Origin of the sequence: Rhizobium sp. WSM4643 (assembly GCF_025152745.1) — a bacterium.
Classification (GTDB): domain Bacteria; phylum Pseudomonadota; class Alphaproteobacteria; order Rhizobiales; family Rhizobiaceae; genus Rhizobium; species Rhizobium leguminosarum_I.
This window is the reverse complement of the sequence record NZ_CP104040.1, coordinates 1,586,671-1,610,033: the sequence shown is the minus strand read 5'-3', so window position 1 is coordinate 1,610,033 and position 23,363 is coordinate 1,586,671. Positions and strand designations below refer to the sequence as shown.

The following is a 23,363-nucleotide window of genomic DNA, read 5'->3' as shown; positions in this document are numbered from 1 at the left end:
GCCTCGCCCAGACAATTGCCGCACCTCGTCTGCGGACCGGCGATCCTTAATCTCCATACCTACGGGAGTTGGCGTCGCATTTGTGCCATTTCCAGTCCATTCCGGCTTCTTCCTCATGGCCATAACACCAGTCCGCGCGATTGAGCAGCGGACCGATCTGATCGCGCCGTTTGCAGGCCCGCTCCGTCTCGATGCCGTAGCGATCTGTGCTGCCGCGGCAGATGTCGTCCAGTCCTATCCACTGAGTAATCAACCGATCCGGTGCCTTGGCCCCCTTGTCGGTGGCGAGCACCTTTCCGGTCTCGGACTCGATCTGCAGAGAGGCCGTGTTCCACACGAAAGAGAATTCCGCCATCCCGGAGGACGTCTTACCCGTGTCCCTGTTTCCGGCAAACCACTCGACAATTCCCGACATTTCGCATTTTCCGGCGCAGCTGGCAGTCACGGAGCCGGGTTTGACGCTGTATATGCGCTCCGGCCAGCGTTGGGCGAAGGCCGCCTTGTCCTTTAAGATGACGTCTTTGTCGACCAAGGTCCCGAAGAAGGAGACCTCGTCGGCATAGACGCCCTTCATAAAGGCCAACGCCGAGGCACTGTCTTTCGACCATTCGTCATTGTATCGGTTGGCGAAATCAAGCGCCTCCGTGGTCAGGTCGCCGGGTGCGGATGCGGTGGCCTCCTCGGAAGCGCTTGGGTCCGATGGCATGATGGCGGGTGTTGCGCTCAGCTCTGGCGCGGCGTCCGGCTGTGGTGACGTGCTTGCCGGTGGCGAGGGCATGTTCTCGGGCGTGATGATGTTCCAGTCCCGCATTTCGGCAGCGGTGAGATACCGTATATCGGTGCTGTCGATCGACAGGCTGAGCTGCAGCAGATTGGGGCTTACCCCCATATCGGTGAGATATCCGATGATCTCGCCGGTCAGCGATTGAACCGACGAGACTACCAATTTGTTGTCCATGCCGGCATCTTCGGATAACGAAACCCGATGCACGCCGATGGAGCCCGGCTCGGCAAACCTTTCAACGCCACCGACGAAGGCGAAGGCGCAAGCCGATGCGCACTCGGCGGCTCTGATCTGGAACGTTCTTGCATTCAGCAGGCGGAGGGCCCGACCGAACCTGATCGCGGCGACCACGTTTCCGCCGGGCGAGTCAAAGGTGACATAGTTCGGCTGGTACTGCGTATATTCGTCGACAAGCGTCATCGGATCGTCGGAACTCTCGAACACGCCTTTTATCGCCAGGGCGCGCTCTCCCGGCGCGCCGTCCAGACGTTGGTAGGAAATGGCCGCATGTGCCTCCGCGGCAAGGGCGACGAACGCCAGCAGCATCGATATGAACGAGACGGATTTCCGCATTCTTCTCCAGCCTTCGAGCACGTGTATCTCTCCCGTCGTCACTCGCAGCATATCTTGCCCACCTATTGCCGGGCGATCATCGAATTCTTGCGATGAGACCGTCAGCTTTCAATGCGACCAAACCCGTGTCCATCACGAGTTGAAGATCGACAGCTTTGACGAGAACATTTCAGACCTACCCCAACAGCATATAATCAATGCACAAGGACCAATCTTCTGGCAAGCGGCACAATCAGAAGTGATGATACAAGGTAAACGGCGGTTCCTCGCCGCGATCGTGAGGCCACCGTCCACGCGATCCGATACGTGCCGGCAATTGATGCGAGAGTTGCAGGAAAGGCAGTGAGTCTTCGGATTTTGTCCCGGCTGGTCTGCCGCTACGGTCTGACGCGGTCAGGATGCGCCACCTGGAAGGCCGGCAGTTCGGCGCATTTGCTATCGATGTCGACGATGCGCTTGAAAGCGGTCAACTCCACTCCCCAGCGGCGGGCGTTGTAGACCTGGGGAACGAGACAGAGGTCGGCCATCGTCGGCGCGTCCCCAAAGCTGAACGCGCCATCGGCTTCGCCGATCATCGCTTCCAGTTTCCCCAGTCCGTCGGAGATGAAATGTTTCATCCATTCCTCGCGGGCATCGGGCTTATCCGTCATGCTCATCAGATGCGACACGACATGCAGGTTGCAGATCGGATGGATGTCCATAGCGATCGCATAGGCAAGGGCGCGGACTTTCTGGCGATCGGCAATATCCGATGGCAGCAATCCACATTCCGGCCGGGTCTCGGCGAGATATTCGACGATCGCCAGCGACTGCGTCAGTGTTTTTCCGTCGATCACCAATGTCGGCACCAGCCCCTGCGGGTTGAGGGCCAGATAGTCCGGCGTCCTGTGCGCGCCCTCCAACATGTTGATGGACACTGTCTGATAATCGACGCCCAGGAGATTGAGCGCGATGCGGACGCGATAGCTCGCCGATGATCGCCAGTAGTCGTATAGGACGACCTCGTTCATTGCGGGTCGGCCCTTTGGTATTTTTCGACCGTCTGCTCGATCGCCCCGAAGATCGAATGGCCGGCATGATCCTTCATCTCGATGCGGACCTGATCCCCGAACTTCATGAAGCCGGTCTTCGGCGATCCGCTCTCGATCGTCTCGATCATCCTGATTTCGGCAATGCAGGAGTAGCCGTTTCCTCCCTCTTCCACCGGCTTGCCCGGGCCGCCGTCGAGCTTGTTGGACACTGTTCCCGAGCCGATAATCGTTCCGGCCAGGAGGTTACGGGTTTTGGCGGCATGGGCGACCAGTTGGCCAAAATCGAACGTCATGTCGATGCCAGCGTCGGCTTTGCCGAACGGCTTGCCGTTCAGGCTGACGAGCAGCGGAAGATGCAGCTTGCCACCGTTCCAGGCATCTCCGAGCTCGTCCGGCGTTACCGCGACCGGAGAAAATGCCGATGCCGGCTTCGACTGGAAGAAACCGAATCCCTTGGCCAGTTCGCCCGGGATCAGACCGCGCAGCGACACGTCGTTGACAAGCATCACCAGCCGGATGGCGTCGAGCGCCGCTTCCGGGCTGGAACCCATTGCAACGTCGCCGGTGATGACGGCGACCTCGCCCTCCATGTCGATCCCGTAAGCCTCGTCAGCCGCCAGAATCGGGTCGCGCGGCGCAAGGAAAGCGTCTGACCCGCCCTGATAGATCAGCGGATCGGTCCAGAAGCTCGCCGGCATCTCGGCGCCGCGCGCCTTGCGCACCAGCTCGACATGGTTGACGTAAGCGGAGCCATCGGCCCATTGATAGGCCCGCGGCAAAGGTGACGTAGCGTCATGTTCGTGAAACCGGATCGTCGGCTGGGCGCCGGTCTCGACGCCTTCGGCAATGAGCTGGAGTCTCGGAGCCACATGCTCCCAGTCGTCGAGTGCCGCCTGCAATGTGCGGGCGATGTGGCCGACTTCGGAACAGCGGGTCAGGTCGCGGGAAACGACGACCAGCCGGCCGTCCCGCGTGGAGTCTTTTAACGTCGCAAGCTTCATGTCCGAAATCCCGTGCCGGAGGATGACTTCACTTGATACCGGGCGTTCCGTCGAACTTGCGTTGCAGGCCATCCCAGCATTCCAGGTAATTATCCTGCAGCGTTTCGAGCTCGGCTGCATATTTCGTCAGTTGCTGCGGGTACCGGGTCTCGAACATGAAGGCCATGGTGTGATCGAGTTTCACGGGTTTGAGCTCGGTATTGGATGCCTTTTCGAAGGCGAGCGCGTCCGGCCCGTGGGGAAGCATCATGTTGTGCAGGCTCATGCCGCCCGGCACGAAGCCCTCCTCCTTGGCGTCATACTGGCCATGGATCAGGCCCATGAACTCGCTCATGATGTTGCGATGGTACCAGGGCGGACGGAAGGTGTGTTCGGCGACCAGCCAGCGCGGCGGAAAAATCACGAAATCGACATTCGCGGTGCCCGCATCTTCGGTCGGCGCGGTCAGAACCGAAAAGATCGACGGATCGGGATGATCGAAGCGGATCGCGCCGACTGGAGAAAATGTCCGCAGGTCGTATTTGAACGGGGCGTAGTTGCCGTGCCAGGCCACCACATCCAGCGGCGAATGGCCGATATCCGTGACATAGAATTTTCCGCACCACTTCACATGCACGCGGCAGGGCGTTTCCTTGTCCTCGAACGCGGCGACAGGTGTCTTGAAATCGCGCGGGTTTGCCAGGCAGTTGGCGCCGATCGGTCCGCGGTCCGGTAGAGTGAATTTCGCGCCGTAGTTCTCGCAGATATAGCCACGCCAGACAGTCTGCTCGCCGCCCTTCAAAATCTTGAACATCATGCCGCGCGGGATGAGGCATATTTCCAGGGGCTCGACATCCATGATGCCCATTTCGGTGAACACTCTGATGGCGCCGAGCTGCGGCACGATCAGCAATTCACCATCGGCATTGAAGAAGTAGTCGTCGACCATGTCCTCATTGAAGACATAGGCATGGGCTGACATGCCGACTTGGGTGGTGGCATCGCCTGCCGTCGTGATGGTCCGCACCCCTTCGAGGAATGTCAGTCTCTCCGCGGGTGCGGGAATGGGATCCCAGCGAAGCTGGCCGAGCGGGAGCGAATGTTCGTCGAGACACGGCGCGGTTTTCCAAAGCGGATAGGACGCGTTGGAGAAGCGGCGGGTGTGACGCACGCTCGGGCGGATGCGGTAAAGCCAGGACCTTTCGTTGGTCCCGCGCGGCGCGGTAAACGGCGAGCCGGAAAGCTGCTCGGCATAGAGACCATAGTTGCATTTCTGCGGGCTGTTCTGGCCCTGCGGCAAGGCGCCGGGGAGCGACTCGGTTTCGAAGTCATTGCCGAACCCCGGCATATATTTCAGCGTGTTTGCCGCCGCGGCCTCACCATCCGACGTCTGGATCGATGTCTGGTCCATGCTCACTCCTCCCCGACAACCCGCAGCGCTGCACGTCTGACAAGGCGCGCAACGCTTTAGAGTTTACTCCGCTGCGGTCCCGATGACACCACGCTTGATCTGATCGGCCTCGATCGACTCGAAAAGAGCCCGGAAATTGCCTTCACCGAAGCCTTCGTCGCCTTTGCGCTGGATGAATTCGAAGAAGATCGGGCCGATGACCGTCTTGGAGAAAATCTGCAGCAGGATTTTCGTCATACCGCCATTCACCACACCTTCGCCATCGATCAAGATGCCGTGTTTCTTCATGCGCTCGACAGGTTCACTATGGCCGTTCACGCGTTCATAGGACATGTCGTAATAGGTCTCCGGAGGACCCGGCATGAAGCGCAGGCCGTTGTCGGCCAGCCTGTCGGTGGCGTCGTAAATGTCCTCCGTTCCAACGGCGATGTGCTGGATGCCCTCGCCCTTGTACTTCCTCAGATATTCCTCGATCTGGCTGGTGTCGTCCTTCGATTCATTCAGCGGAATGCGGATTTTGCCACAGGGCGAGGTGATGGCGCGGCTCACCAGACCGGTGATGCGGCCATCGATATCGAAGAAGTGGATCTGCTTGAAATTGAACAGGTTGCGGTAAAAATCCCACCACTTGTCCATGTTGCCGCGGAAGACGTTGTGCGTCAGATGGTCGAGATAATAGAAGCCGATGCCTTCAGGATGCGGGTTGCGCTCGCCGAGCCAATCGAACTCGGCCTCGTAAGCCGATCCCTTGGCACCATGGGTCCCGACGAAATAGAGCAGCGAGCCGCCGATGCCGACGATCGCCGGGACGTCGAGCGTCTTGTCGTGCCCGTCATAGGGAACGGCGCCCTTTGACACCGCATGGTCGAAAGCGTGCTGGGCGTCGACGACACGCCAGGCCATCGATGGGGCGCAGGGACCATGATTTGCGACGAAACGCGCGGCATGACTGTCGGGTTCGGCGTTCAGGATATAGTTGATGTCACCCTGTCGCCAGACGGTGATGTCTTTCGTCTTGTGTTTGGCAACGGCAACGTAGCCCATGCGTGTGAAGAGCTCGCGCAGCGTCTCGGGCTCGGGATGGGCGAATTCGACAAATTCGAAGCCGTCGGTGCCGGCCGGATTGTCGGCGGTGATTTCCGAGGGCGGCGCATCATGCGGGAAAGGACCCATTTTCTTTCCTCCAGAGGAGATGGCATTTGATATGCAAAGTGTGGCCCAAAACGCGTGCAAAGTTCTTGCATTCTTCATGCTCCAGGAAGATATTCTGCACGATCCGTGAGTGTTTTTGGGATTTCGCGCAATGGATGAACCGCTCGACAGATTGGACCTGCGCCTGCTTCAGGAACTTCAAAAGGACGGCAGGCTGACGAACAACGAGCTAGGAGAGCGGATTGCGCTTTCACCGTCGCAATGCTCGCGCCGGCGCACAAGATTGGAGGCTGAAGGATATATCCGCAGCTACCGCGCCTACCTTGATCGGCAGAGGCTGGGACTCGATATGCTGGTGGTCATTTCCGTGACGCTTGCGACCCACAACAGAGACAATGCCCGCCGATTTTCGCAGCTGATCAATGGACTGCCGGAAGTTCTTGAGGCCTATGCGCTGACCGGTGAAATGGATTATCACCTGACGGTGGCGACCCGCGGCCTCGCCGACCTCTCGAAATTCGTCAACGACGTGCTGTTGCCGCACGAGTCGGTGCAGCACGTGAAGACATCGATCGTGCTCGACACGCTGAAGACATTCGAGGGCTTTCCGGTGCTGATGCCGGGACATTGATGGCGACAACACGAAATTGATGTCGACGGCATCGCCCTGCGTAAATATCTAAATCAGAGCGGCAGTTCGGTCGAGAATTTCAGCTCGCGCAGCACGAAGCTCGAGACCACCGTGCGCACATGCGGGTTGCGCATGAGATAGCGGGTCATGAAGGCTTCGTAGCTTTCCACATCGCTTGCCCTTATCTTCAGCATGTAGTCGAAGGCGCCGGACAAGGCGTAGCACTCCATGATCTCCGGCCGCTCCAGCACCATCGAAGCGAAAGAGGCGACCGCCTCTTCGTGGTGATCCTCCAGCGTCACATGCGCGATGACGCAGAGTTTGAGATCGAGTTTTCCAGGATCGAGCAGCGTCACCCGCTTGCGGATGACGCCGTCGGCCTCCAGCTCCTGGATCTTCCGCCAGGCCGAACTCTGCGACATGCCGGCCTTTTCCGCCAGGTCGGCCAGCGACAGGCTGCCGTCGGCCTGGACGAGTTGCAGAAGCTTGCGGCGAAAATTCCCAGGTTCTTTCATTTTCTGCACCTCGTTCGGGAATATTTGCCACCATTATGGCGATAGCCAGCATGAAAGGAAAGAAAATCCTCCAAACTCGGATCATAATGGCAGCAATAGCGCCGTGCATAGGAGGATCAGCGCATGACCAAGGAAAGCAGCTACACCGCCAAACTGCCCGGCCCGGACGGTTTGTATGACTACACACCGGATGAAGATGCGATCTGGGGCGAACTCTACCGGCGTCAAATGACGCTGCTTTCCGATACCGCCTGCCGCGAATATCTGGACGGCGTCAAAATGCTGGGGCTGAAGCCCGACAAGGTGCCTCAGCTTCTCGACGTGAACAGGCGCCTAAACGAGACCACCGGCTTCGGCGTCGAAGGCGTGCCGGCGCTCATTCCGCCCTCGCGCTTTTATGAGCTTCTGTCGCAAGGCAAATTCCCGCTCGCAACCTTCCTGCGCCGTCGCGAGCATATCGACTATATCGAGGAACCGGACCTGTTCCACGAGGTTTTCGGCCACTGCCCCATGCTGACCAACCAGAGCTATGCCAATTTCGTCCGGCATTTTGGGGAAACGGCCGTCCGCCTCGGCAAGGGCTGTTCCTGGCATCTGTTCCGCATCTTCTGGTTCACCGTCGAATTCGGCCTGATCAACACGCCGCAGGGCCGCCGCTGCTTCGGCGCAGGCATCGTCTCATCTCCTAGCGAAGCGAAGGCGGCCATGGACGGCAAGGCATGCGAATTCCGGCCGTTCGATCTGCTGAGCGTGCTCCGGACGCCCTACCGGATCGATATCCTCCAGCCGATCTATTATGTAATCGACGGCTTCGCCGATCTTGAAGCGATCGTGGAGCAGGATATCGAGGCCACCGTCCTCAAGGCAAAATCGCTGGGTGATTTCGCCCCCGCTTTTGAAGCCAAAGCGTCGTGAGTTCGGATGATAGGCCGGGATCCCTACATAAGAAGCGTTTCGTGGTCGCAAATCAAAGGGCTTGCGACCACGACCTGAATTTGTCAGCCTGGCCACCTCAGTCGTCACTCACGCAGCATTCGAACCGGCCGTAGACTGCTTGGCGAGTAGTTTGACCAGGGCCTGCGCCCCGGCAGTCGAAGAAGCCGGGTTCTGTCCGGTGATCAACCGGCCGTCCGTAATGGCGAAGCTCTGCCAGTTCGGCGCTTTTTCATAGAGTCCGCCGAGCCGCTTCAATTCATCTTCGACCAGGAACGGCACAACGTCGGTGAGTTGAACCTCTTCCTCTTCGCTGTTCGCAAACCCTGTGACGCGTTTACCTTTGACGATCGGCGCGCCGTTATATGTCACCCGATGCAGCACCCCAGGTGCATGGCAGACGGCGGCAACCGGCTTACCGGAATTATAGAAGGACTCGATCAGGCAGATCGAATCCGGGTTGTCGACCAGATCCCACATCGGTCCGTGGCCGCCCGGATAGAATACCGCGTCGAAGTCCTCCGAGCGCATGTCCGCCAGCTTCAAGGTGTTGGCGAAATCCTTCTGCGCCGCTGCGTCCTGCTTGAAGCGAGTCATCGCCTCCGTCTGGTTTTCCGGCAGATCGCTCTTCGGATCGACCGGCGGCTGACCGGCTTTGGGCGAGGCGAGGACGAGTTCAACGCCGGCATCGCGAAAGACATAGTAGGGTGCAGCTCCTTCTTCGAGCCAGAAGCCCGTCTTTCGGCCGGTGCTGCCAAGAATGTCATGGGACGTAAACACCATCAGGATCTTCATCTGTCGACTCCTTCTTGTTCGACCGCAGTCAGAACCGGCTGCGTGAGGAGAAGTATGGCAAGTTTCCGCTCGTACAACAGTTACACCTTGGTATCGGCGATACTTTGGTATTGGCTTCCCTTCGCCCTGCCCCCAAAAATCAAGCGTTGGTAGTCGGCAAGCATCTTGGGGTCTTCGACCGAACCGTGGTGGTGGAGTTGCCGCCAGACGTCGTTCCTTCGAACGAACCAGCGTGTCGTGCGAAAGGCGACATCGAGCCCCTCCTCGGGTGTGTCGCATCGGCCTCTTTCTCGGCCGACAAAGAGGTGCCAGTCTTCTCCGCCCTGGCTCGTGAAGTCGTGGAATACCACCTGCACCTTCGCCTGACCTTGAAAGAGCCTGGAATACCCCTCGGCAATCGCGCCCCAGCCGTGTCGGATTCCGCCGATGGGATTGTCCATGCTCGGAGCTTCGCCCTCGACCCAGACGGCTTCCAGCGCCCTCATGTCGGCAGCGTTGAACGCCCTGTAGAACTCTATGAGCGCGTCTAGAGAACCGTCGCCGGTCTTCGCCTCGTTTCCCGTTATCTCTCGAAGATGCCTCTGCATGTCAGAACCTCTTTCCGTTTGGTTTCAAAGGAGCGCCGGCCTGGGCTGGCTTGCTGAGGATGCGGAAAGAAAAAAGCGGATTCCATTAGACGATGGTGTCGTCAACGCGCGGAGTCGGTTTCCTCCGGTGATCAGCGCTCGGTCTCGCCATCCCACCCAAAGGTATCGGCGACACCTTGGTACAATAGGCGGCGACCGTTTTTGGCGAGATGCTCCTGGCAGAACGGCAACGGAGACGTCGAAACCGTTCCCGGCTGAAGGCCGGATCAGCACACAACTCGCGATCGAGGCAGCGCCCGGCCATTGGTGGTGGGCGGCTGATCGATGCGCCCAGTAACGGAGGCGAAAATGAGCCTGCACAAGACAGTGGTGATCACCGGCGCATCCCAAGGGATCGGCGCCGGCCTCGTGAAGACCTTCCTCGATAAGGGATACAATGTCGTCGGGACGTCGAGACGCATCAGCGAGACGAGCGCGTTGGAGCGCAATGACAGGCTGGCGTTGATCGACGGCGATGTCGCCGATCCGGAGACCGCCGAGCGTGTGGCGCAGCGGGCCGTCGAGCGGTTCGGGTCGATCGACGCGCTGGTCAATAACGCCGGCATCTTCGTCACCAAGCCTTTCCTCGACTACACGATCGATGACTTTCGGCGCCTCACAGCGACCAACGTCGAAGGCTTCCTTCACTTCACCAAGTCCGCTGTCAGGCAGATGCTTCGTCAGAAGTCGGGAGGAAGCGTCGTCACCATCACGTCGTCGTTGACGGATCATCCGATCGCCGGCGTGACGGCGTCCGTGCCGATGATCACGAAAGGCGGCCTCAATGCCATCACCAAGAGCCTGGCGCTGGAATTTGCCAGAGATAACATCCGGGTCAATGCGGTGTCGCCGGGTGTGGTCGATACGCCGCTGCATGCGACGAACCCAAAAGATTATCTCAAATCGCTTTCGCCGATGGGAACGATCACGGCCGTCCAGGAGATCGTCGACGGCGTCGTGTATCTGACCGAGTCAGCGAATATCACTGGGGAGGTGCTGCACGTCGACAACGGCGCACATTTGGGAAAATGGTAGGCCGCGACCCGGAGGGGCGCCTGCAGGAACTGGGGATCGTGCTGCCTCCCCCGCCGACGCCTTTCGGCGCCTATGTCGAGGCGATCCAGTCAGGGCCGCTGCTGTTCCTGAGCGGCATGCTTCCGGTGATTGGCCACGATCCCGTCTACTTCGGGCGGGTCGGCGAGGAGCTATCGACCCTTCAAGGCTATGATGCCGCGCGCACCGCCTGCCTCAGCGGCATCGCGGCCGCGAGGTCGCACCTGGGATCGTTGAACTCGGTTCGTCGTATTTCCAAGCTCGGCGTCTATATCGCGACATCCCACGCGTTCCGCGAACATCCGAAGGTGGCAGACGGCGCCTCCGAGCTTCTGCTCGACATCTTCGGAGCGGAAAGGATTCCGCCGCGTATCGTTCTCGGCGTCACCAGCATCCCGCTCGGAATGCCCGTCGAAATCGAACTCATTCTTGAAATTGAGCCCTAGCGGAGGAATTCGCTGACCAAGCCCAGACATGGAGACAATCATGACACTCACATCATCGAAAAGGTTGCGGCCCCGACGCGCTCTCGCCGTCGTCGCCGCGTCATCCACGTTTCTGACAGCCTCGGCAGTCCTGATGCTGCCGGCGCTTGCGCTCTCCGGCCAGTCGCCACTCAAGCCGGACAGCACGCTACAATCAAAGCCCGGGTCCGAAACACCACACAAATCCCAGATCAAAGTGGACAGGCGGACGCCTGCCTATTGGCGGGTGACATTCGACAACCCTCCGTTCAATATATTCGGTCCGGAGACCATTCCGCAGCTCGAGAAGGTTATCGCCGACATCGAGACCGATCCGAAACTCAGGGTCGTCGTGTTCGACAGCGACGTGCCGGGCTTTTTTCTGACCCATTACAATTTCACGCCGCCTCTGGAGGAGTCGACGAGCCTTCCCTCAGGGCGCACCGGCCTTCATCCGCTTCCCGACATGCTGGTGCGATTGAGCAAGGCGCCGGTCGTATCGATCGCTTTGATCCGTGGGCGCGCCACCGGGGTCGGAAGCGAGCTCGCCCTGGCAAGCGACATGCGCTTTGCGAGCCGGGAAAAGGCCATTCTATCACAATGGGAGGTCGGCGCCGGCTTCGTCCCGGGCGGCGGCCCCATGGCACGGCTTCCCAGGCTGATGGGCCGAGGGCGCGCGCTTGAAGTCCTGCTCGGATCCGACGACATCAACGGCGAACTGGCCGAGCAGTATGGTTACGTGAACCGCTCGTTCGCAGACGACAAGCTCGATCCCTTCGTCAACTCGCTTGCAGCGCGCATCTCTGGATTTGACCGGGGAGCCATCGCGGATACGAAACGGCTGGTCGATTTCGCCAGCCTGCCGACCGACCCGGAAATCGGTGCCGGCTGGGACGCCTTCATTTCTTCGGTCCAGCGCCCCATCGCGCAAAAGAACATCGGCAGGTTGATGGAGATGGGCCTGCAGACGAACCCCGACGTCGAGTCCAGGCTCGGCCATTACACGCAGACTTTGGCCGACAAGTAGGCTGAAGAGACCGCAATATTCGGTAACGGTGTCCCTGTGATGCCACAGAATCCACTTCACGGGCATCGCAGGCCTTGGCTCGCGAGCCTGCACATCACCATGAACAACGGAGAAATGACATGCGCAGCGTTGAGAACCAGATCGTCGATTCAAGCTTTTCCGCCATCATCAATGCCCCGATCGAGAAGATCGACATTCCTCAATGGTGCTTCGCCTTATCCGAGAAGGACTATCAGGGTTGCTCTCCAGCCCACATCACGGCTGGCTTCACCACGACGCCGGACGGCAGACGGATGTCGATCAATGTCGAGACCATCGGCGGCAGTCTGATGGTCCAGCATTATGTCGAGACGCTCGGCGAGAGGGATCATCTGATCCTCGACTCCGACTCGGACGTGTTCACACCGTCGGGACGTACAACCATCCATGTGACCTGGGAACTAAGCGCCAAGAGGCTCGACGACGCGAAATGCGAGTTCACCAACCGCGTCAGGTCCTACGCTACTGACGAGATGCTTGCCTTCCTCGACCGCCAGGGGATTCCATTCGACATCTTCCGGACGCAACGCCAGCCGATGTCCATTGCCCATAACAAGGGCGAGACGCCGCTTTTCGCCGCAAGCATAGAGCGCGCCGCGCTTCGCAACGACTGATCACCTAAATCCAGTTGCCGCACGGAGAGCACCATGAAACCTCTATCATATGATCCAAATAATACCGGCCTCGTGGTCGTCGACCCCTACAATGACTTCATTTCCGAGGGCGGAAAGATCTGGCCTCGGATCAAGGACGTGGCGGAAGCGAACAACTGCGTGCCACACATGCAGCAGGTCCTGTCCGCAGCGCGTGCTGCGAAGCTTCGCATCTTTTTCGCCATGCATCACCGGTACCGGGAAGGCGATTATGAGAACTGGAAATTCGTGGCGCCGATCCAGCGCGCTGCGTGGCACCGTAAAAGTTTCGAGCTAGGGACCTGGGGCGGAGAATTCCGTGCCGAGTTCGTTCCGGCCAAAGGCGAGATCGTCGCCTCGGAGCACTGGTGTTCAAGCGGATTTGCCAACACCGATCTCGATTTGCAGCTGAAGCGACACGGCATCGAGAGGATCATCGTCATCGGGCTGGTCGCTCACACCTGCATCGAAGCCACTGTCCGCTTTGCCGCCGAACTCGGCTACGACGTCACGGTGGTAAGGGACGCCGTTGCCGACTACTCGCACGAAATGATGCACGCGGCGTTGGAAATCAACATGCCCAACTACGCCAGCGCCATCGTGAATACGAGCGATGTTGTTGAAGCGCTTGCAGCGTGACAGGCACGTCGCGCGGCGCCAAAGCGGCCCTCTGCGGACACACTCCGCCGAGGGCGAGCGCACGCCTTAAGTGTGAACAAAGGCGCTTGGTCTGTTCTGTCGGACAAACGAAGGCGTTTCTTGCGTGCGGACATCACAGGCGTTCGGCACGGCCTTCATCGACCATCGCCGATTATCGCAGCAACGATCGAACCGACACCATGGGACAATGGACGGCCGCACTGGGCTGACGCATCGTTCGCTGCGTCAAGGGCAATGCCCATCACGCTCATTACGGGAGAATTGAAAATGTCCATCCAGGAACCCAACAGGACTGCCGCAGAGAAGGTGCATGACGTCGACATGAAGCTCGAAGTCGTGGTTATTCCGGTTTCCGACGTCGATAGCGCAAAGGCCTTCTACACCGGGCTTGGCTGGAGGCTGGACGCCGACGTTTCCGGCGCGAGCGGGTTCCGGGTGGTTCAGGTGACGCCGCCTGGCTCGCCGTGCTCGGTGATCTTCGGCAGCGGCGTCACCTCCGCCAAGCCGGGTTCCGCGCAAGGCCTTCATCTGATCGTTTCCGACATCGAGATGGCTCACGCGGCGCTGGCCGCCCGAGGTGCCGCGATGAGCGGTGTCTTTCATGATGTCGGCGGCGTTTTCCATCATCAGGACGACGAGGGTCGTCTTGCCGGACCGCATCCAACTCGCGGGAGCTACTCATCTTTCGCATCGTTCAGCGATCCCGATGGAAACGGCTGGCTCTTCCAGGAGGTGACGGCCAGGCTGCCAGGGCGCATCGACGCCACCGGCGCGGCATTCTCATCGGAGAGCGACCTTGCAAGCGCCTTGCGCCGTGCCGCGGCTGCCCACGGCGAACACGAGAAGCGCACCGGCGGCAATCATGATGAGAACTGGCCGGACTGGTATGCGCAGTACATGATCGCCGAGCGCTCAGGACGGCCGTTGCCCGACTGATGGCTCATTTTGTACTGCCGACATGTGCCATGGGAGCGTTCGAAGAGTGCTTCCGGCTGCTGAGAGCAAGGCCGCAGCAACTGTTGCGATCGAACCTGGATTGGGGCCGCCATCTGCGATGATGGCGGCCTTTTCTTTTGCCATGTTCGAACTCCCCCTTCCAATGGAACATCGGGCGCGGCCTCGCCCAGTTCGCTCGAATTTTAGCCGACCGGACGAGCGAGAGATGCCCGCTTTGATGACGACATCAACGAGCCTCGTTGCTCCCAATGTCGGCCTGTTCGACACGCTCCAAAGGCCCTTTTTGCCATCCGTATTCGGAACCGATCCAATGGTATCGGCAACACCTTGGTGCAATAGAACCTCACTTCCGCACATGAGAGCTTTGGCGCGTCGAAATTCCGAACCCAGGAGACCCCCATGTCATCCATCTCATCCCCAGTCACTCGCCGCACTCTTTTGGCAACCGCCGCGGCCGCGGGCGCGCTCAGCATCCTTCCAGCCTCGATCGCCCTAGCCAAGGCCGGTGGAGAGGAAATTCGTCCCTTCACATACAAGGCAACCGATGCCCAACTCGACGATCTCCGTCGCCGCATCGAAGCAACGCGCTTTCCGGAGCGCGAGATCGTCGATGACAATACCCAGGGCGTTCAGTCCGCGACCATCGAAAAGCTCGCCAGGTATTGGGCCAAGGACTATGACTGGCGAAAGGTGGAAGCCAGGCTGAACACCCTGCCCCAGTTCACCACCAAGATCGACGGAGTGGACATCCACTTCATCCATGTGAAGGCCAAGCGCGACGGCGCCTTGCCCATCATAGTGACACATGGATGGCCGGGGTCGATCATCGAGCAGATGAAGATCATCGAGCCCCTTACCAATCCGACTGCACACGGCGGCTCGGCGTCGGACGCTTTCGACGTCGTCATCCCTTCAATTCCGGGCTACGGCTTTTCCGGAAAGCCGACCGAAAGGGGCTGGGATCCCATCCGGATCGCGCATGCCTGGATCGAACTCATGAAACGCCTCGGCTACTCGAAATATGTCGCTCAGGGCGGCGACTGGGGCGACGCCGTGACTGAGCAGATGGCACTGATCGCCCCGCCGGAACTGGTCGGCATCCACGTCAATATGCCGGCCACCGTTCCGGACGACATCGCCGCCGCGCTGCGGCCGGGCGGCACCAAGCCTGCAGGACTGTCGGGCGACGAGGAACACGCCTACAACCAGCTCGATGACTTCTACAAGCATGGGCTCGGCTACGCGATCGAAATGGCAAACCGTCCGCAGACCTTGGTCGGGATCGCGGATTCACCCGTTGGCCTTGCCGCGTGGATGATCGATCACGACGTCAGGAGCTACGAGCTGATCGCCCGCGTCTTCGACGGCGAGACGGAAGGCCTGACACAAGAGGATATCCTTGACAACGTCACACTCTACTGGCTCACGAACACGGCCGTCTCGTCGGCACGCCTTTACTGGGAGAACAAGCTTGAATTCTTCGCTGTGAAGAATGTTAGGATTCCGGTTGCGGTCAGCGTATTTCCCGACGAAATCTATGCAGCGCCCCGGAGCTGGACCGAGCGGGCCTACCCGAACCTGATACACTACAACAGGCTCGCGAAGGGCGGGCACTTCGCAGCTTGGGAGCAGACGGCGGTGTTCTGCGAAGAGCTCCGCACTGCGTTCCGTTCAGTCAGATCGTAAACGCATTTCAGACGCGTGCCTGGTCGCCGGTTTTCCGGCGGCCTTGCTCCATGTGTTGAACATGGACGTGGGCCAAATCTGATTTCGGTTGCGACGTAGGGGCTGTCGCGCAGCGACTTTCGGCTTTCGTTTCAGCCTAGACCTTCGATCAGCATCTTTGCGCGTAACAGTTTGATGCTGGAAAATCCTTCCGTGAACTGCTGGTAGATCGGAAGGAGGATATTGCGAGCCGATCCACCTCCACCATTGCGATCGAGGAACTCGACCAGGCTGGTTCCTGCTGAAATTTGCCAGTAAATTCCGCCTTGCGCAGAGGCCTGGTGCATTGCCTGTTGGTACAAGCTTTGGACATCAGAGGCGTTGCTGATATCCTGGGTGGCTAATATCTCGCCCTTCTTTCTCAAAATCTCGGGCACCATCCACCGATAGCCTTTTTGCTCTGAAAAATGCAGAGCATTTCCGATTTCCTGAAGCGCCTCATTGAAACGACCGGCTGCCTGCAACGCAGACGCCAGCTCGCATAAGAAAAAAGGATAAAAAAGCAGGTAGGCGGCTTCACGCATTTCACCAATGCCGGATCGAAGCGCGTCGATTCCATTCATAGGATCGCCCGATCGAGCCGCCAGACTTCCCTTCACGCATAGGCCAACCGCGTGAAAAGGGCGCAGGCCATGCTGCAACGCGTGGTCGAGCAACTCTTCGCCGTATTCCTTGGCTCGATGCACCTCGTCAAGGCTTAGTGAAACGAAGGCAGCCGACCACGCGAGAGCAACACATGCGACGAATGGCTGCCTTGTTTCGCGTGCTTCCCGGATCGACTCCTCAGCCGTTCGAACCGCCGCGTCCAGCTGACCGCGTGAGATCAGGTTCACCGTGTTGTGGGCCATGGCGGACGTCCGAACGTCGGCACCCAGCCTCAGCATATCTTTGCGGCGATTGTCGAAGGGGAAATGCCTCGCCGCCCAATCAAGCCGTTCGCCAGCTTCCTGGTGCTCCGCCTGATAAGTTTGAGGGATTCCCACCAGCCATGCGGCCGTAGCCCGGGACTGTATGTCTCGTCCCTTGACGACGTGCTCGTATTCACGCGCAAACACCAGCGCGTCTTCCAATTCCATCGATCGGGCGGAGAACAGCCAAAGTGCGCATGTCACGCGCTGCTGGTAATCAAAGTCATCGAATGCCTTTGCCAGCGACAAGGCACCGGTCAGCACGTCCCTGCCGCGATGGCTCATGCCCCGGGTGTAAATCAGCGCGAATCCGAGAGCGCATCGCAGGACCATCTCGGTGCGGCTTCCGCTCTCCTCGCCGATCTGTTCGAGCGCTATTTCCGCCCAGTCGCCCGCCTCGGAAACGAGCGACATGGCAGTCCAGAAGTCGCTCGTGGTGGCGGCGAGCCTTGCGCCCAGAATTCCGTCCCCATCGGGCGAGAGAGCCCATCTCAGCGCGGCACGCAGATTGTCGATCTCCCGGCGATAGCGAGCAATATCTTCGATCGCAGCCTGAAGATGGCTTTCCTCTGAAAACGGCTGAAAGAACGACAGAAAGTACTTCGCCAGCCGACGCATGGCGCGTTGGTAGTGGTCGCGGACCCCGAGCTTTTCGCGCGCGTAGACTCGCACGGTTTCGAGGAGACGCCAGCGAGGACCTGTTTCCGCTCCTTCGAATGTCACCAGAGACTTCGAGACGAGATTAGAAATAGCCAGAGCCGTTTCCGCCTCGGTTTCCCCACTCACCGCCACGGCGGCATCCAGTGTAAAGCCGGCCGGGAAGATCGCCAGATTGCAAAGCAGCTGGCGTTCGGCTTCCGGCAGCAATTCATAGCTCCAGTCCAGCGCCGCGCGGAGTGTCTGATGGCGAGGCAGAGCGGTCCTACGTCCGCCGGTGAGAAGTACAAAGCGGTCATCCAACCGACCAGCGATCTGTTGGAGGCCCAAGGTCGCAGCGCGAGCTGCGGCAAATTCGATGGCAAGGGGAATTCCATCCAGATGCCGACATATCGACGCGATGGCAGACAGCCTTTCCTGGCTTGGCGAAAAATCCCATAGTAAGGCCCGGGTGCGAGCAATGAAGAGCTGGACCGCACTATGTTCCAGAGCGTTGCCGAGATCCTCGCTCGCCGGAACCTCGAGCGGGGGCACGCGATAAGCGAATTCGCCCTCGATACGGAGAAGCTCTCGGCTTGTCGCGAGCACCGATACGTTCTGGCAAGCACGCACGATCGCCTCGACCATAGCGGCGGCGGCGTCGATGACGTGTTCGCAATTGTCGATCACCAACAACATCTTCTTTGTGCCGATGGCGCGGGCCACCAGCTCTGCGGAAATGTCGTCTCCCTGAAGATGCAAATCGAGGGCTTGAGCCAGCGTTGTGGGAACGAGGCCCGGATCCGACAGGGACACAAGTTCGACGAAGAAGGCGTTGCCGTCCAGCGATGGCAGCAAACGACGGGCGATTTCCGATGCAAGTACGGTCTTTCCGATACCGCCGGGGCCGGTCAGCGTCACAACTCGGTAGGCAGAAGTCAGGTTCAGGACTTGGGTAATCGTCGTCTCGCGGCCTACCAGATCAGACGTCGAGGCCGGAATATTCGTAAAGAACGAATTCTCAGTCGACCGCGGTTGGATAGCGGGCGTCGGCATCGGCGCGTGTGCCGGTTTACGATGGCACGTCCACTCGCCAAGGATACGATAGCCTCGACCAGAAATGGTCTTCAGCAAATTCCTATCTTTTCCGAGCGCCTTGCGAATTGCCGATATGTGAACTTGAATCGTATTGTCTTCGACGATGAGTCCGGGCCAGACACGCTTCATAAGGTCGTCTTTGGATACAATATCGCCTTCCGAAACCACAAGTGTTTCCAGGATTTCGAAGGCCCGACTGCCAATGGGTACTGGCGCTCCCATGGCACGCAGCTCTCGCTTCGCGAGGTCAAGCTCCCAACCGCAGAACTCGAAAAGGCCTAGCTCGATCTGTCCCAAAGCGCTCTCTCATCCATCCAGGCAATGGTATTTAGGACCATAAAGCCACAGGAACGCCCCCTATTCCAAGGGCACAGGGCCGCGCTCCAAAGCAGCGATTCAGATTTTTTCAGAAACTCTCATAGCACTTAAGTGCCATTTTGAATCGCTATCCGCTAAAAGAAATTCCAGCAGCGATCGCGACAATCAACACTCGGACGCGAGTACAATTCATTTCCAATATCTTTGCCCGCAGAATTCTCGACACGATTTAAAGGAGAATGGCAATGTACACTGGCAACGCGCATGCAACAACGCGCAGAGCGCAGAAACTCTCACCAGAAGACGCAATAGTCGTCATCTTGAGTGACGACGATACTATTTCCTCGGCGTTGAACGCAAACATCTGCTTACAGGGTTGGCGGCCGCACCTTTATAAATCCAGAACGGAATTTCTGACATGCCCCGAGGCGGATGTTCTCGGTTGCGTTGTTCTTGATGCGAGACTCCCCGATCTGACCGCGTCTGATCTGACACATCTGATATGTTCGCATGCAATCCGTTGCCCGGTGATCGTCCTCACCGGCCATGGCGGGCAAGCGATGACCGTGAACGCAACGAAATTTCATGTCAGCTTCATACCCCAGCCCTTCGACTTAAACGCTCTGATGGAGAAGATCCACGCGGCCATTCAGGCCACGATGGAGATAGGTCGCCTGGAGGGAAACTACCGGACGCTCACGCCGCGGGAACGAGAAGTCATGAAGTTCGTGGCAGAAGGGCTCCTGAACAAGCAGGTGGCGTTCAAACTGAAGATTAGCGAGATCACAGTGAAGGCTCATCGCGGTCAGGTCATGAGGAAGATGAACGCCCGAACGTTGCCGCATCTGGTGAATATGGCAGCGAAGCTCGATATCGGTGTGGGATCCCTGCATTAGTTTGCGGCCTGACAGATAGCCGGGATGCCGGGAAGCGCCCGACATCCTATCGGCAGCAAGCACGAGAAGGGATCCGAACAGAAATAATTCCGCCTCACTTCGGGGCGGCGGGGCTGCCTGTGACGAAGTCCACGAAGACCCCTGGCTTGACCATGCCAGCCAACTCTTCGGCATCCCAGTTCGTCAGCCGCACACAGCCATGCGATCCTACCTTATCGATGAGCTTCGGCTCCGGCGTCCCATGGATTCCATAAGTCGGCTCGGTCAGGTCGATCCAGACCGTGCCGACCGGACCATTTGGTCCCTTTGGAATTGTCAGGACCTTGTCGTTCTTTCCCTGCTTGAAGTTGCGCTTCGGGTCATATCTGTAGACCGGCATCCGGGCCACGCCCTTGACCTTGTGCTTGCCTGACGGCGCCGGATTGTCTTGGCTTCCGATCGTTGCAGGATAGACTGCAAGCAGCGATCCATCCGCGGCATAGGCGAGAACCTGTCCCGTCTTCCTGTCAGCCTCGATCCTCTTGACCTTTCCTTGCCTTGGAGGGCCGGGTTCCACGACCCACACCGTATCGCCAGGAGCAAACTGCGAAGCTGGGTTAAGCGCATGCACGAGATCGATCCCCATGTGAAACCGCTCGGATAACTTCTCGGCAACGCTCGTATATCCCAAGCTCTGCATCTTTGCCTTCTCGCCATAATCTTCGGGGATATTACCAACGAGATCCGCGGCATCATCCGCCGAGACCACATGGCTTTCAACGATCGGGGCAACGATCGGGGCATTGCCTTCCAGGCGGGAGACGACTTCCGGATCCAGCCTCCCATCCACAGGCAGATTGTTCATTGCCTCGAAGCCGGCCACGGCCTTGTTGACGTTCTCCCCGTAGTGGCCATCGATCACGCCGGGAGACGAGCCCGCACGGTCGAGCAGGACCTGAAGGCGGACGATCGCCGGGTCTGGATCTCCCGGCGCAGGCTTCTCAGTCCCAATGGAGGCGATCGACGCGGTGTTGATTTCTTCAGGCCGGAATTCCCGCGCGGAGGCGCCGCCAACGGAAAGGGCCAGAGCGAGCAGCGACATCGGCAGGACTGTTTTCATGGACGACAAATGGCCAAAGCGGGAACTTGTTCCACCGCGCGAGAGCGGCTGGAGAATTTCGGCGCCAGCTACGTCTTCAGCGAATCCGCCGGCTTCCGTTCACGATGATTTCAATGTCCAAGCTCAGCAAATTCAGTACAACCGCCATTTGATCCGGAGGAGCTCGTGAATGCCGCGCGAGAGCGTCAATGACCTCATGGCCTTTCTGGCGGTCGCCCGAGAGAAGAGTTTTACGCGGGCGGCGGCAAAGCTGGGCGTATCTCAATCGGCGCTCAGCCATATTGTCCGCCAGCTCGAAACCCGGCTCGGAATCCGGCTGCTGACCCGTACCACGCGGGCCGTTTCGCTCACCGACGCTGGAGAACGATTGTTCCAAGGCGTGGGGCCTCACTTCGACGAGATCGAGGCGCAACTCGAAACCCTCACCGAGTTCAGGGAAAAGCCAGCCGGGAACATCCGCATCACAGCATCAGACCACGCAATAAGGTGGATCATCTGGCCGAAGCTCCAACGTTTCCTACGGAACAACCCTGACATCAAGGTGGAGTTGATCCGCGAAAACGGGCTGTCCGACATCGTGACGGAGCGCTTCGACGGGGGCGTCCGGATGGGCGAGCAGGTGGCGAAAGACATGATCTCGACTCGCATCGGACCTGATTTCCGTTTTGCCGTCGTCGGCGCACCCTCATATTTCGATGGCAAAGAGATTCCCGAGCGTCCACAGGACCTTGTCCGCCACAACTGCATCAATGAGCGCCTGCCCACCTATGGGGGCTTCTGGGCATGGGAGTTCGAAGACAACGGGAAAGAGATTAAAATCCGGGTCGAGGGACAGCTTGCCTTCAACAACTCCTATCAAGGCGTGGAAGGGGCTCTGGAAGGGCTTGGATTGGCTTACATACCGGAAGACGTTGCTCTTCCCTATATCGCGGAAGGCCGTCTGAGACGCGTCCTGGAAACCTTTTCGCCATACTGGGATGGCTACCATCTCTACTATGCCAGCAGAAGGCAGTCCTCTCCGGCTTTCGTGGCGTTGGTGGACGCGCTGCGCCACCGCGCCTGACGATCGGAATCCGGCATAGTCATCCTCTTTTCTACGGCAAGCAGCGGTCACGGCGTCTTCGCGTATCTCCTGGCCTCACGCGATCTTGCCGTGCGACGGGCCGGCCTCAGTTCTTCGATCGTCGGCAGCCACCACTCGGCGTTCTCAACCGGCAGCGTTTTCGCGGGCCAGGTGCGGACGAGTTCTTCAGGTGTGGGCACCCGCCAATATCCCCAGACATGATCCTCGGCCACACCGGGATAGAAGTCCCCAACAACGTCCGGGTCGACCAGTTCGCCTGAGATGTCGGTAAAGACGACGATTCCATAGATCGTGGCCACCGGACGCCCGATCGGCGGCAAGTCGTCGCTCTGAAGCGCGTAACGATGACGCTTTCGTTCCGCAGAGCGGCGCTTGTTGCGCAGATCCAGTTCGGTCCCCTTCCGCTCCTCAGCGCGACGTCGTCTCTCTTCCGGCTCGTTTCTGCGAGCCGCCGCCTCGATATCTGGCCATCTGCGTCGGAGTTCCTCATAGGACCGGAAGGGAACGTGCCAGATCCTGAGATCGCCGTCCCAGCGTGAGAATGGCACCTCGTGCAATTCGTCGACGACGGTTTTCGAATATGGCGTGCGGATTCGAAAGCCTGCCTTGCCGAGTTCAAGATACGGACTGTCGATGGGATCGAAGGCGAAGGCGTCGCGTCCCTTCGCATCCGCATGGGCGTCGGCTTCGGCCTCGATCTCGGCAAGCCATCGCCCGATGCGACGGGACGCCGTCCGTCCGGGAACGAACCAGGCCTTGCGGGCATCGCTCCAGCGGGCACGGGGGAAGCGTCTTCGGAATTGCTCGACGGTCATCCTGTCGTAGGGGAAAGAAATGTCCGCGCCGGGCTTCGAACCGTCTTCACCGGGCGGCGTCGCATCCTGATCGGCGGAGGATTTCGTTTCGGTCATGGAAGGAAACGCTGACGCGCAGCGATCGGTTTCCGCTGAGGCGCTCATTTGGCTGCCCACTGGCGACCTTCTCAGTGAATTGTCTTCGAGGGGTTCTCCGCATGCGAAATGCCATCGAGCGTCGCGATAAGCTTTTCGAACTCGTTCAAGACACGATTGAACTCGGCGTCCTGCATGTTGATGATTTCGGATATCGTCGAGGACACGGACGCGATGAGCCTGTCGATCCAAACACAGCGCTCGGCGGGCACATTTGCGAAAACCTCCCGCCGATGCGTCTTCAGCTCGCGCAGGATGCGAACGACGAGGGCTCCCCGGTCCGCTCGGCTCAAGAGCGGAAGCCTCGTCTGCGCCTGCTGGATTTCCGTTATCAGCGTCGTTGCCATCCCCGATCTCCAAGCTCTGAATGCAACCAGGTATCACAA

23 protein-coding genes are annotated in these 23,363 nt (G+C 59.2%); 11 read left to right on the top strand and 12 right to left on the bottom strand.

What is annotated here, in order from left to right; genetic code table 11:
- Nucleotides 1-46: 46 nt before the first annotated feature.
- The 5 genes from N1937_RS08195 to hppD form a co-directional block, all read right to left on the bottom strand.
- Nucleotides 47-1,378: a hypothetical protein gene (locus tag N1937_RS08195; protein WP_260059077.1), complete on the bottom strand. Its 1,332-nt coding sequence runs from the start codon at nucleotides 1,376-1,378 to the stop codon at nucleotides 47-49.
- A 356-nt stretch (nucleotides 1,379-1,734) separates the two neighbouring features.
- Entirely contained in the window at nucleotides 1,735-2,367 is a 633-nt protein-coding gene (maiA, locus tag N1937_RS08190; protein WP_260058205.1) for a maleylacetoacetate isomerase, read from the bottom strand.
- Nucleotides 2,364-3,389, bottom strand: a complete 1,026-nt coding sequence (locus N1937_RS08185) for a fumarylacetoacetate hydrolase family protein (protein ID WP_017963964.1) — start codon at nucleotides 3,387-3,389, stop codon at nucleotides 2,364-2,366. The genes maiA and N1937_RS08185 overlap by 4 nt, the downstream gene beginning before the upstream one ends.
- Nucleotides 3,390-3,417: 28 nt before the next feature.
- Entirely contained in the window at nucleotides 3,418-4,779 is a 1,362-nt protein-coding gene (gene hmgA, locus N1937_RS08180; protein ID WP_260058203.1) for a homogentisate 1,2-dioxygenase, read from the bottom strand.
- A 63-nt stretch (nucleotides 4,780-4,842) separates the two neighbouring features.
- Nucleotides 4,843-5,952, bottom strand: coding sequence for a 4-hydroxyphenylpyruvate dioxygenase (hppD, locus tag N1937_RS08175; RefSeq protein ID WP_260058202.1), 1,110 nt, complete (start codon nucleotides 5,950-5,952; stop codon nucleotides 4,843-4,845).
- A 130-nt stretch (nucleotides 5,953-6,082) separates the two neighbouring features.
- Here hppD and N1937_RS08170 point away from each other — a divergent pair, with 130 nt between their 5' ends.
- Nucleotides 6,083-6,562, top strand: a complete 480-nt coding sequence (locus N1937_RS08170) for an Lrp/AsnC family transcriptional regulator (protein WP_162118406.1) — start codon at nucleotides 6,083-6,085, stop codon at nucleotides 6,560-6,562.
- Nucleotides 6,563-6,615: 53 nt separating this feature from the next.
- Here N1937_RS08170 and N1937_RS08165 read toward each other — a convergent pair whose 3' ends face one another.
- Nucleotides 6,616-7,077: an Lrp/AsnC family transcriptional regulator gene (locus N1937_RS08165; protein ID WP_012757075.1), complete on the bottom strand. Its 462-nt coding sequence runs from the start codon at nucleotides 7,075-7,077 to the stop codon at nucleotides 6,616-6,618.
- 123 nt (nucleotides 7,078-7,200) lie between these two features.
- Between N1937_RS08165 and N1937_RS08160 the strand changes: the two genes are divergently transcribed.
- The gene (locus tag N1937_RS08160) at nucleotides 7,201-7,992 is read left to right on the top strand and encodes a phenylalanine 4-monooxygenase (RefSeq protein ID WP_260058198.1); all 792 of its coding nucleotides are present in this window, start codon (nucleotides 7,201-7,203) and stop codon (nucleotides 7,990-7,992) included.
- Nucleotides 7,993-8,100: 108 nt separating this feature from the next.
- Here N1937_RS08160 and N1937_RS08155 read toward each other — a convergent pair whose 3' ends face one another.
- Both N1937_RS08155 and N1937_RS08150 read right to left on the bottom strand, forming a co-directional pair.
- On the bottom strand, nucleotides 8,101-8,805 hold the full coding sequence (locus N1937_RS08155) for a type 1 glutamine amidotransferase domain-containing protein (RefSeq protein ID WP_260058197.1): 705 nt from the start codon (nucleotides 8,803-8,805) through the stop codon (nucleotides 8,101-8,103).
- Nucleotides 8,806-8,885: 80 nt separating this feature from the next.
- Nucleotides 8,886-9,392: a YybH family protein gene (locus N1937_RS08150; RefSeq protein WP_260058195.1), complete on the bottom strand. Its 507-nt coding sequence runs from the start codon at nucleotides 9,390-9,392 to the stop codon at nucleotides 8,886-8,888.
- A gap of 348 nt (nucleotides 9,393-9,740) precedes the next feature.
- Here N1937_RS08150 and N1937_RS08145 point away from each other — a divergent pair, with 348 nt between their 5' ends.
- The 7 genes from N1937_RS08145 (at nucleotide 9,741) to N1937_RS08115 (ending at nucleotide 15,949) form a co-directional block, all read left to right on the top strand.
- Nucleotides 9,741-10,466, top strand: a complete 726-nt coding sequence (locus N1937_RS08145) for an SDR family NAD(P)-dependent oxidoreductase (protein WP_170258123.1) — start codon at nucleotides 9,741-9,743, stop codon at nucleotides 10,464-10,466.
- A complete protein-coding gene (locus N1937_RS08140; protein WP_162118401.1) occupies nucleotides 10,460-10,930 on the top strand; it encodes a RidA family protein in 471 nt (156 codons plus the stop codon). The genes N1937_RS08145 and N1937_RS08140 overlap by 7 nt, the downstream gene beginning before the upstream one ends.
- 40 nt (nucleotides 10,931-10,970) lie before the next feature.
- Nucleotides 10,971-11,975, top strand: a complete 1,005-nt coding sequence (locus N1937_RS08135; protein WP_260058193.1) for an enoyl-CoA hydratase/isomerase family protein — start codon at nucleotides 10,971-10,973, stop codon at nucleotides 11,973-11,975.
- A 119-nt stretch (nucleotides 11,976-12,094) separates the two neighbouring features.
- Nucleotides 12,095-12,628, top strand: a complete 534-nt coding sequence (locus N1937_RS08130; RefSeq protein WP_162118399.1) for a hypothetical protein — start codon at nucleotides 12,095-12,097, stop codon at nucleotides 12,626-12,628.
- 33 nt (nucleotides 12,629-12,661) lie between these two features.
- Complete coding sequence (locus N1937_RS08125; RefSeq protein ID WP_222290474.1) at nucleotides 12,662-13,285, top strand: isochorismatase family cysteine hydrolase; 624 nt, start codon at nucleotides 12,662-12,664, stop codon at nucleotides 13,283-13,285.
- Between the two features lie 288 nt (nucleotides 13,286-13,573).
- Entirely contained in the window at nucleotides 13,574-14,242 is a 669-nt protein-coding gene (locus tag N1937_RS08120) for a VOC family protein (protein WP_170258122.1), read from the top strand.
- Nucleotides 14,243-14,662: 420 nt separating this feature from the next.
- Entirely contained in the window at nucleotides 14,663-15,949 is a 1,287-nt protein-coding gene (locus tag N1937_RS08115) for an epoxide hydrolase family protein (protein WP_260058190.1), read from the top strand.
- A 131-nt stretch (nucleotides 15,950-16,080) separates the two neighbouring features.
- Here the strand turns inward: N1937_RS08115 and N1937_RS08110 are convergent, their stop codons facing one another.
- Entirely contained in the window at nucleotides 16,081-18,927 is a 2,847-nt protein-coding gene (locus N1937_RS08110; RefSeq protein WP_222290464.1) for an ATP-binding protein, read from the bottom strand.
- 266 nt (nucleotides 18,928-19,193) lie between these two features.
- Between N1937_RS08110 and N1937_RS08105 the strand changes: the two genes are divergently transcribed.
- Nucleotides 19,194-19,844, top strand: a complete 651-nt coding sequence (locus N1937_RS08105; RefSeq protein ID WP_170280491.1) for a response regulator transcription factor — start codon at nucleotides 19,194-19,196, stop codon at nucleotides 19,842-19,844.
- 94 nt (nucleotides 19,845-19,938) lie between these two features.
- Here N1937_RS08105 and N1937_RS08100 read toward each other — a convergent pair whose 3' ends face one another.
- Nucleotides 19,939-20,952, bottom strand: coding sequence for a L,D-transpeptidase family protein (locus N1937_RS08100; RefSeq protein WP_222290460.1), 1,014 nt, complete (start codon nucleotides 20,950-20,952; stop codon nucleotides 19,939-19,941).
- A gap of 160 nt (nucleotides 20,953-21,112) precedes the next feature.
- Here N1937_RS08100 and N1937_RS08095 point away from each other — a divergent pair, with 160 nt between their 5' ends.
- Nucleotides 21,113-22,006 (top strand): LysR family transcriptional regulator, encoded by an 894-nt coding sequence (locus tag N1937_RS08095; RefSeq protein WP_222290458.1) that lies wholly within the window; start codon nucleotides 21,113-21,115, stop codon nucleotides 22,004-22,006.
- Nucleotides 22,007-22,053: 47 nt separating this feature from the next.
- On the opposite strand, the gene N1937_RS08090 is transcribed toward N1937_RS08095, so the two are convergent.
- Nucleotides 22,054-22,938, bottom strand: a complete 885-nt coding sequence (locus tag N1937_RS08090) for a hypothetical protein (protein WP_260058186.1) — start codon at nucleotides 22,936-22,938, stop codon at nucleotides 22,054-22,056.
- A 71-nt stretch (nucleotides 22,939-23,009) separates the two neighbouring features.
- Nucleotides 23,010-23,324: a hypothetical protein gene (locus N1937_RS08085; protein WP_017963954.1), complete on the bottom strand. Its 315-nt coding sequence runs from the start codon at nucleotides 23,322-23,324 to the stop codon at nucleotides 23,010-23,012.
- Between the last annotated feature and the right edge of the window lie 39 nt (nucleotides 23,325-23,363).

Excerpts from the sequence above, each read along its gene's own strand:
- N1937_RS08120 (WP_170258122.1), top strand. The coding sequence starts at position 13,574 with ATGTCCATCCAGGAACCCAACAGGACTGCCGCAGAGAAGGTGCATGAC.
- N1937_RS08155 (WP_260058197.1), bottom strand. The coding sequence starts at position 8,805 with ATGAAGATCCTGATGGTGTTTACGTCCCATGACATTCTTGGCAGCACC.
- N1937_RS08160 (WP_260058198.1), top strand. The coding sequence starts at position 7,201 with ATGACCAAGGAAAGCAGCTACACCGCCAAACTGCCCGGCCCGGACGGT.
- N1937_RS08130 (WP_162118399.1), top strand. The coding sequence starts at position 12,095 with ATGCGCAGCGTTGAGAACCAGATCGTCGATTCAAGCTTTTCCGCCATC.
- N1937_RS08185 (WP_017963964.1), bottom strand. The coding sequence starts at position 3,389 with ATGAAGCTTGCGACGTTAAAAGACTCCACGCGGGACGGCCGGCTGGTC.
- N1937_RS08135 (WP_260058193.1), top strand. The coding sequence starts at position 10,971 with ATGACACTCACATCATCGAAAAGGTTGCGGCCCCGACGCGCTCTCGCC.
- hppD (WP_260058202.1), bottom strand. The coding sequence starts at position 5,952 with ATGGGTCCTTTCCCGCATGATGCGCCGCCCTCGGAAATCACCGCCGAC.
- N1937_RS08140 (WP_162118401.1), top strand. The coding sequence starts at position 10,460 with ATGGTAGGCCGCGACCCGGAGGGGCGCCTGCAGGAACTGGGGATCGTG.
- N1937_RS08105 (WP_170280491.1), top strand. The coding sequence starts at position 19,194 with ATGTACACTGGCAACGCGCATGCAACAACGCGCAGAGCGCAGAAACTC.
- N1937_RS08165 (WP_012757075.1), bottom strand. The coding sequence starts at position 7,077 with ATGAAAGAACCTGGGAATTTTCGCCGCAAGCTTCTGCAACTCGTCCAG.
- N1937_RS08095 (WP_222290458.1), top strand. The coding sequence starts at position 21,113 with ATGCCGCGCGAGAGCGTCAATGACCTCATGGCCTTTCTGGCGGTCGCC.
- N1937_RS08125 (WP_222290474.1), top strand. The coding sequence starts at position 12,662 with ATGAAACCTCTATCATATGATCCAAATAATACCGGCCTCGTGGTCGTC.
- maiA (WP_260058205.1), bottom strand. The coding sequence starts at position 2,367 with ATGAACGAGGTCGTCCTATACGACTACTGGCGATCATCGGCGAGCTAT.
- N1937_RS08150 (WP_260058195.1), bottom strand. The coding sequence starts at position 9,392 with ATGCAGAGGCATCTTCGAGAGATAACGGGAAACGAGGCGAAGACCGGC.
- N1937_RS08085 (WP_017963954.1), bottom strand. The coding sequence starts at position 23,324 with ATGGCAACGACGCTGATAACGGAAATCCAGCAGGCGCAGACGAGGCTT.
- N1937_RS08145 (WP_170258123.1), top strand. The coding sequence starts at position 9,741 with ATGAGCCTGCACAAGACAGTGGTGATCACCGGCGCATCCCAAGGGATC.
- N1937_RS08115 (WP_260058190.1), top strand. The coding sequence starts at position 14,663 with ATGTCATCCATCTCATCCCCAGTCACTCGCCGCACTCTTTTGGCAACC.
- N1937_RS08170 (WP_162118406.1), top strand. The coding sequence starts at position 6,083 with ATGGATGAACCGCTCGACAGATTGGACCTGCGCCTGCTTCAGGAACTT.
- N1937_RS08090 (WP_260058186.1), bottom strand. The coding sequence starts at position 22,938 with ATGACCGAAACGAAATCCTCCGCCGATCAGGATGCGACGCCGCCCGGT.
- hmgA (WP_260058203.1), bottom strand. The coding sequence starts at position 4,779 with ATGGACCAGACATCGATCCAGACGTCGGATGGTGAGGCCGCGGCGGCA.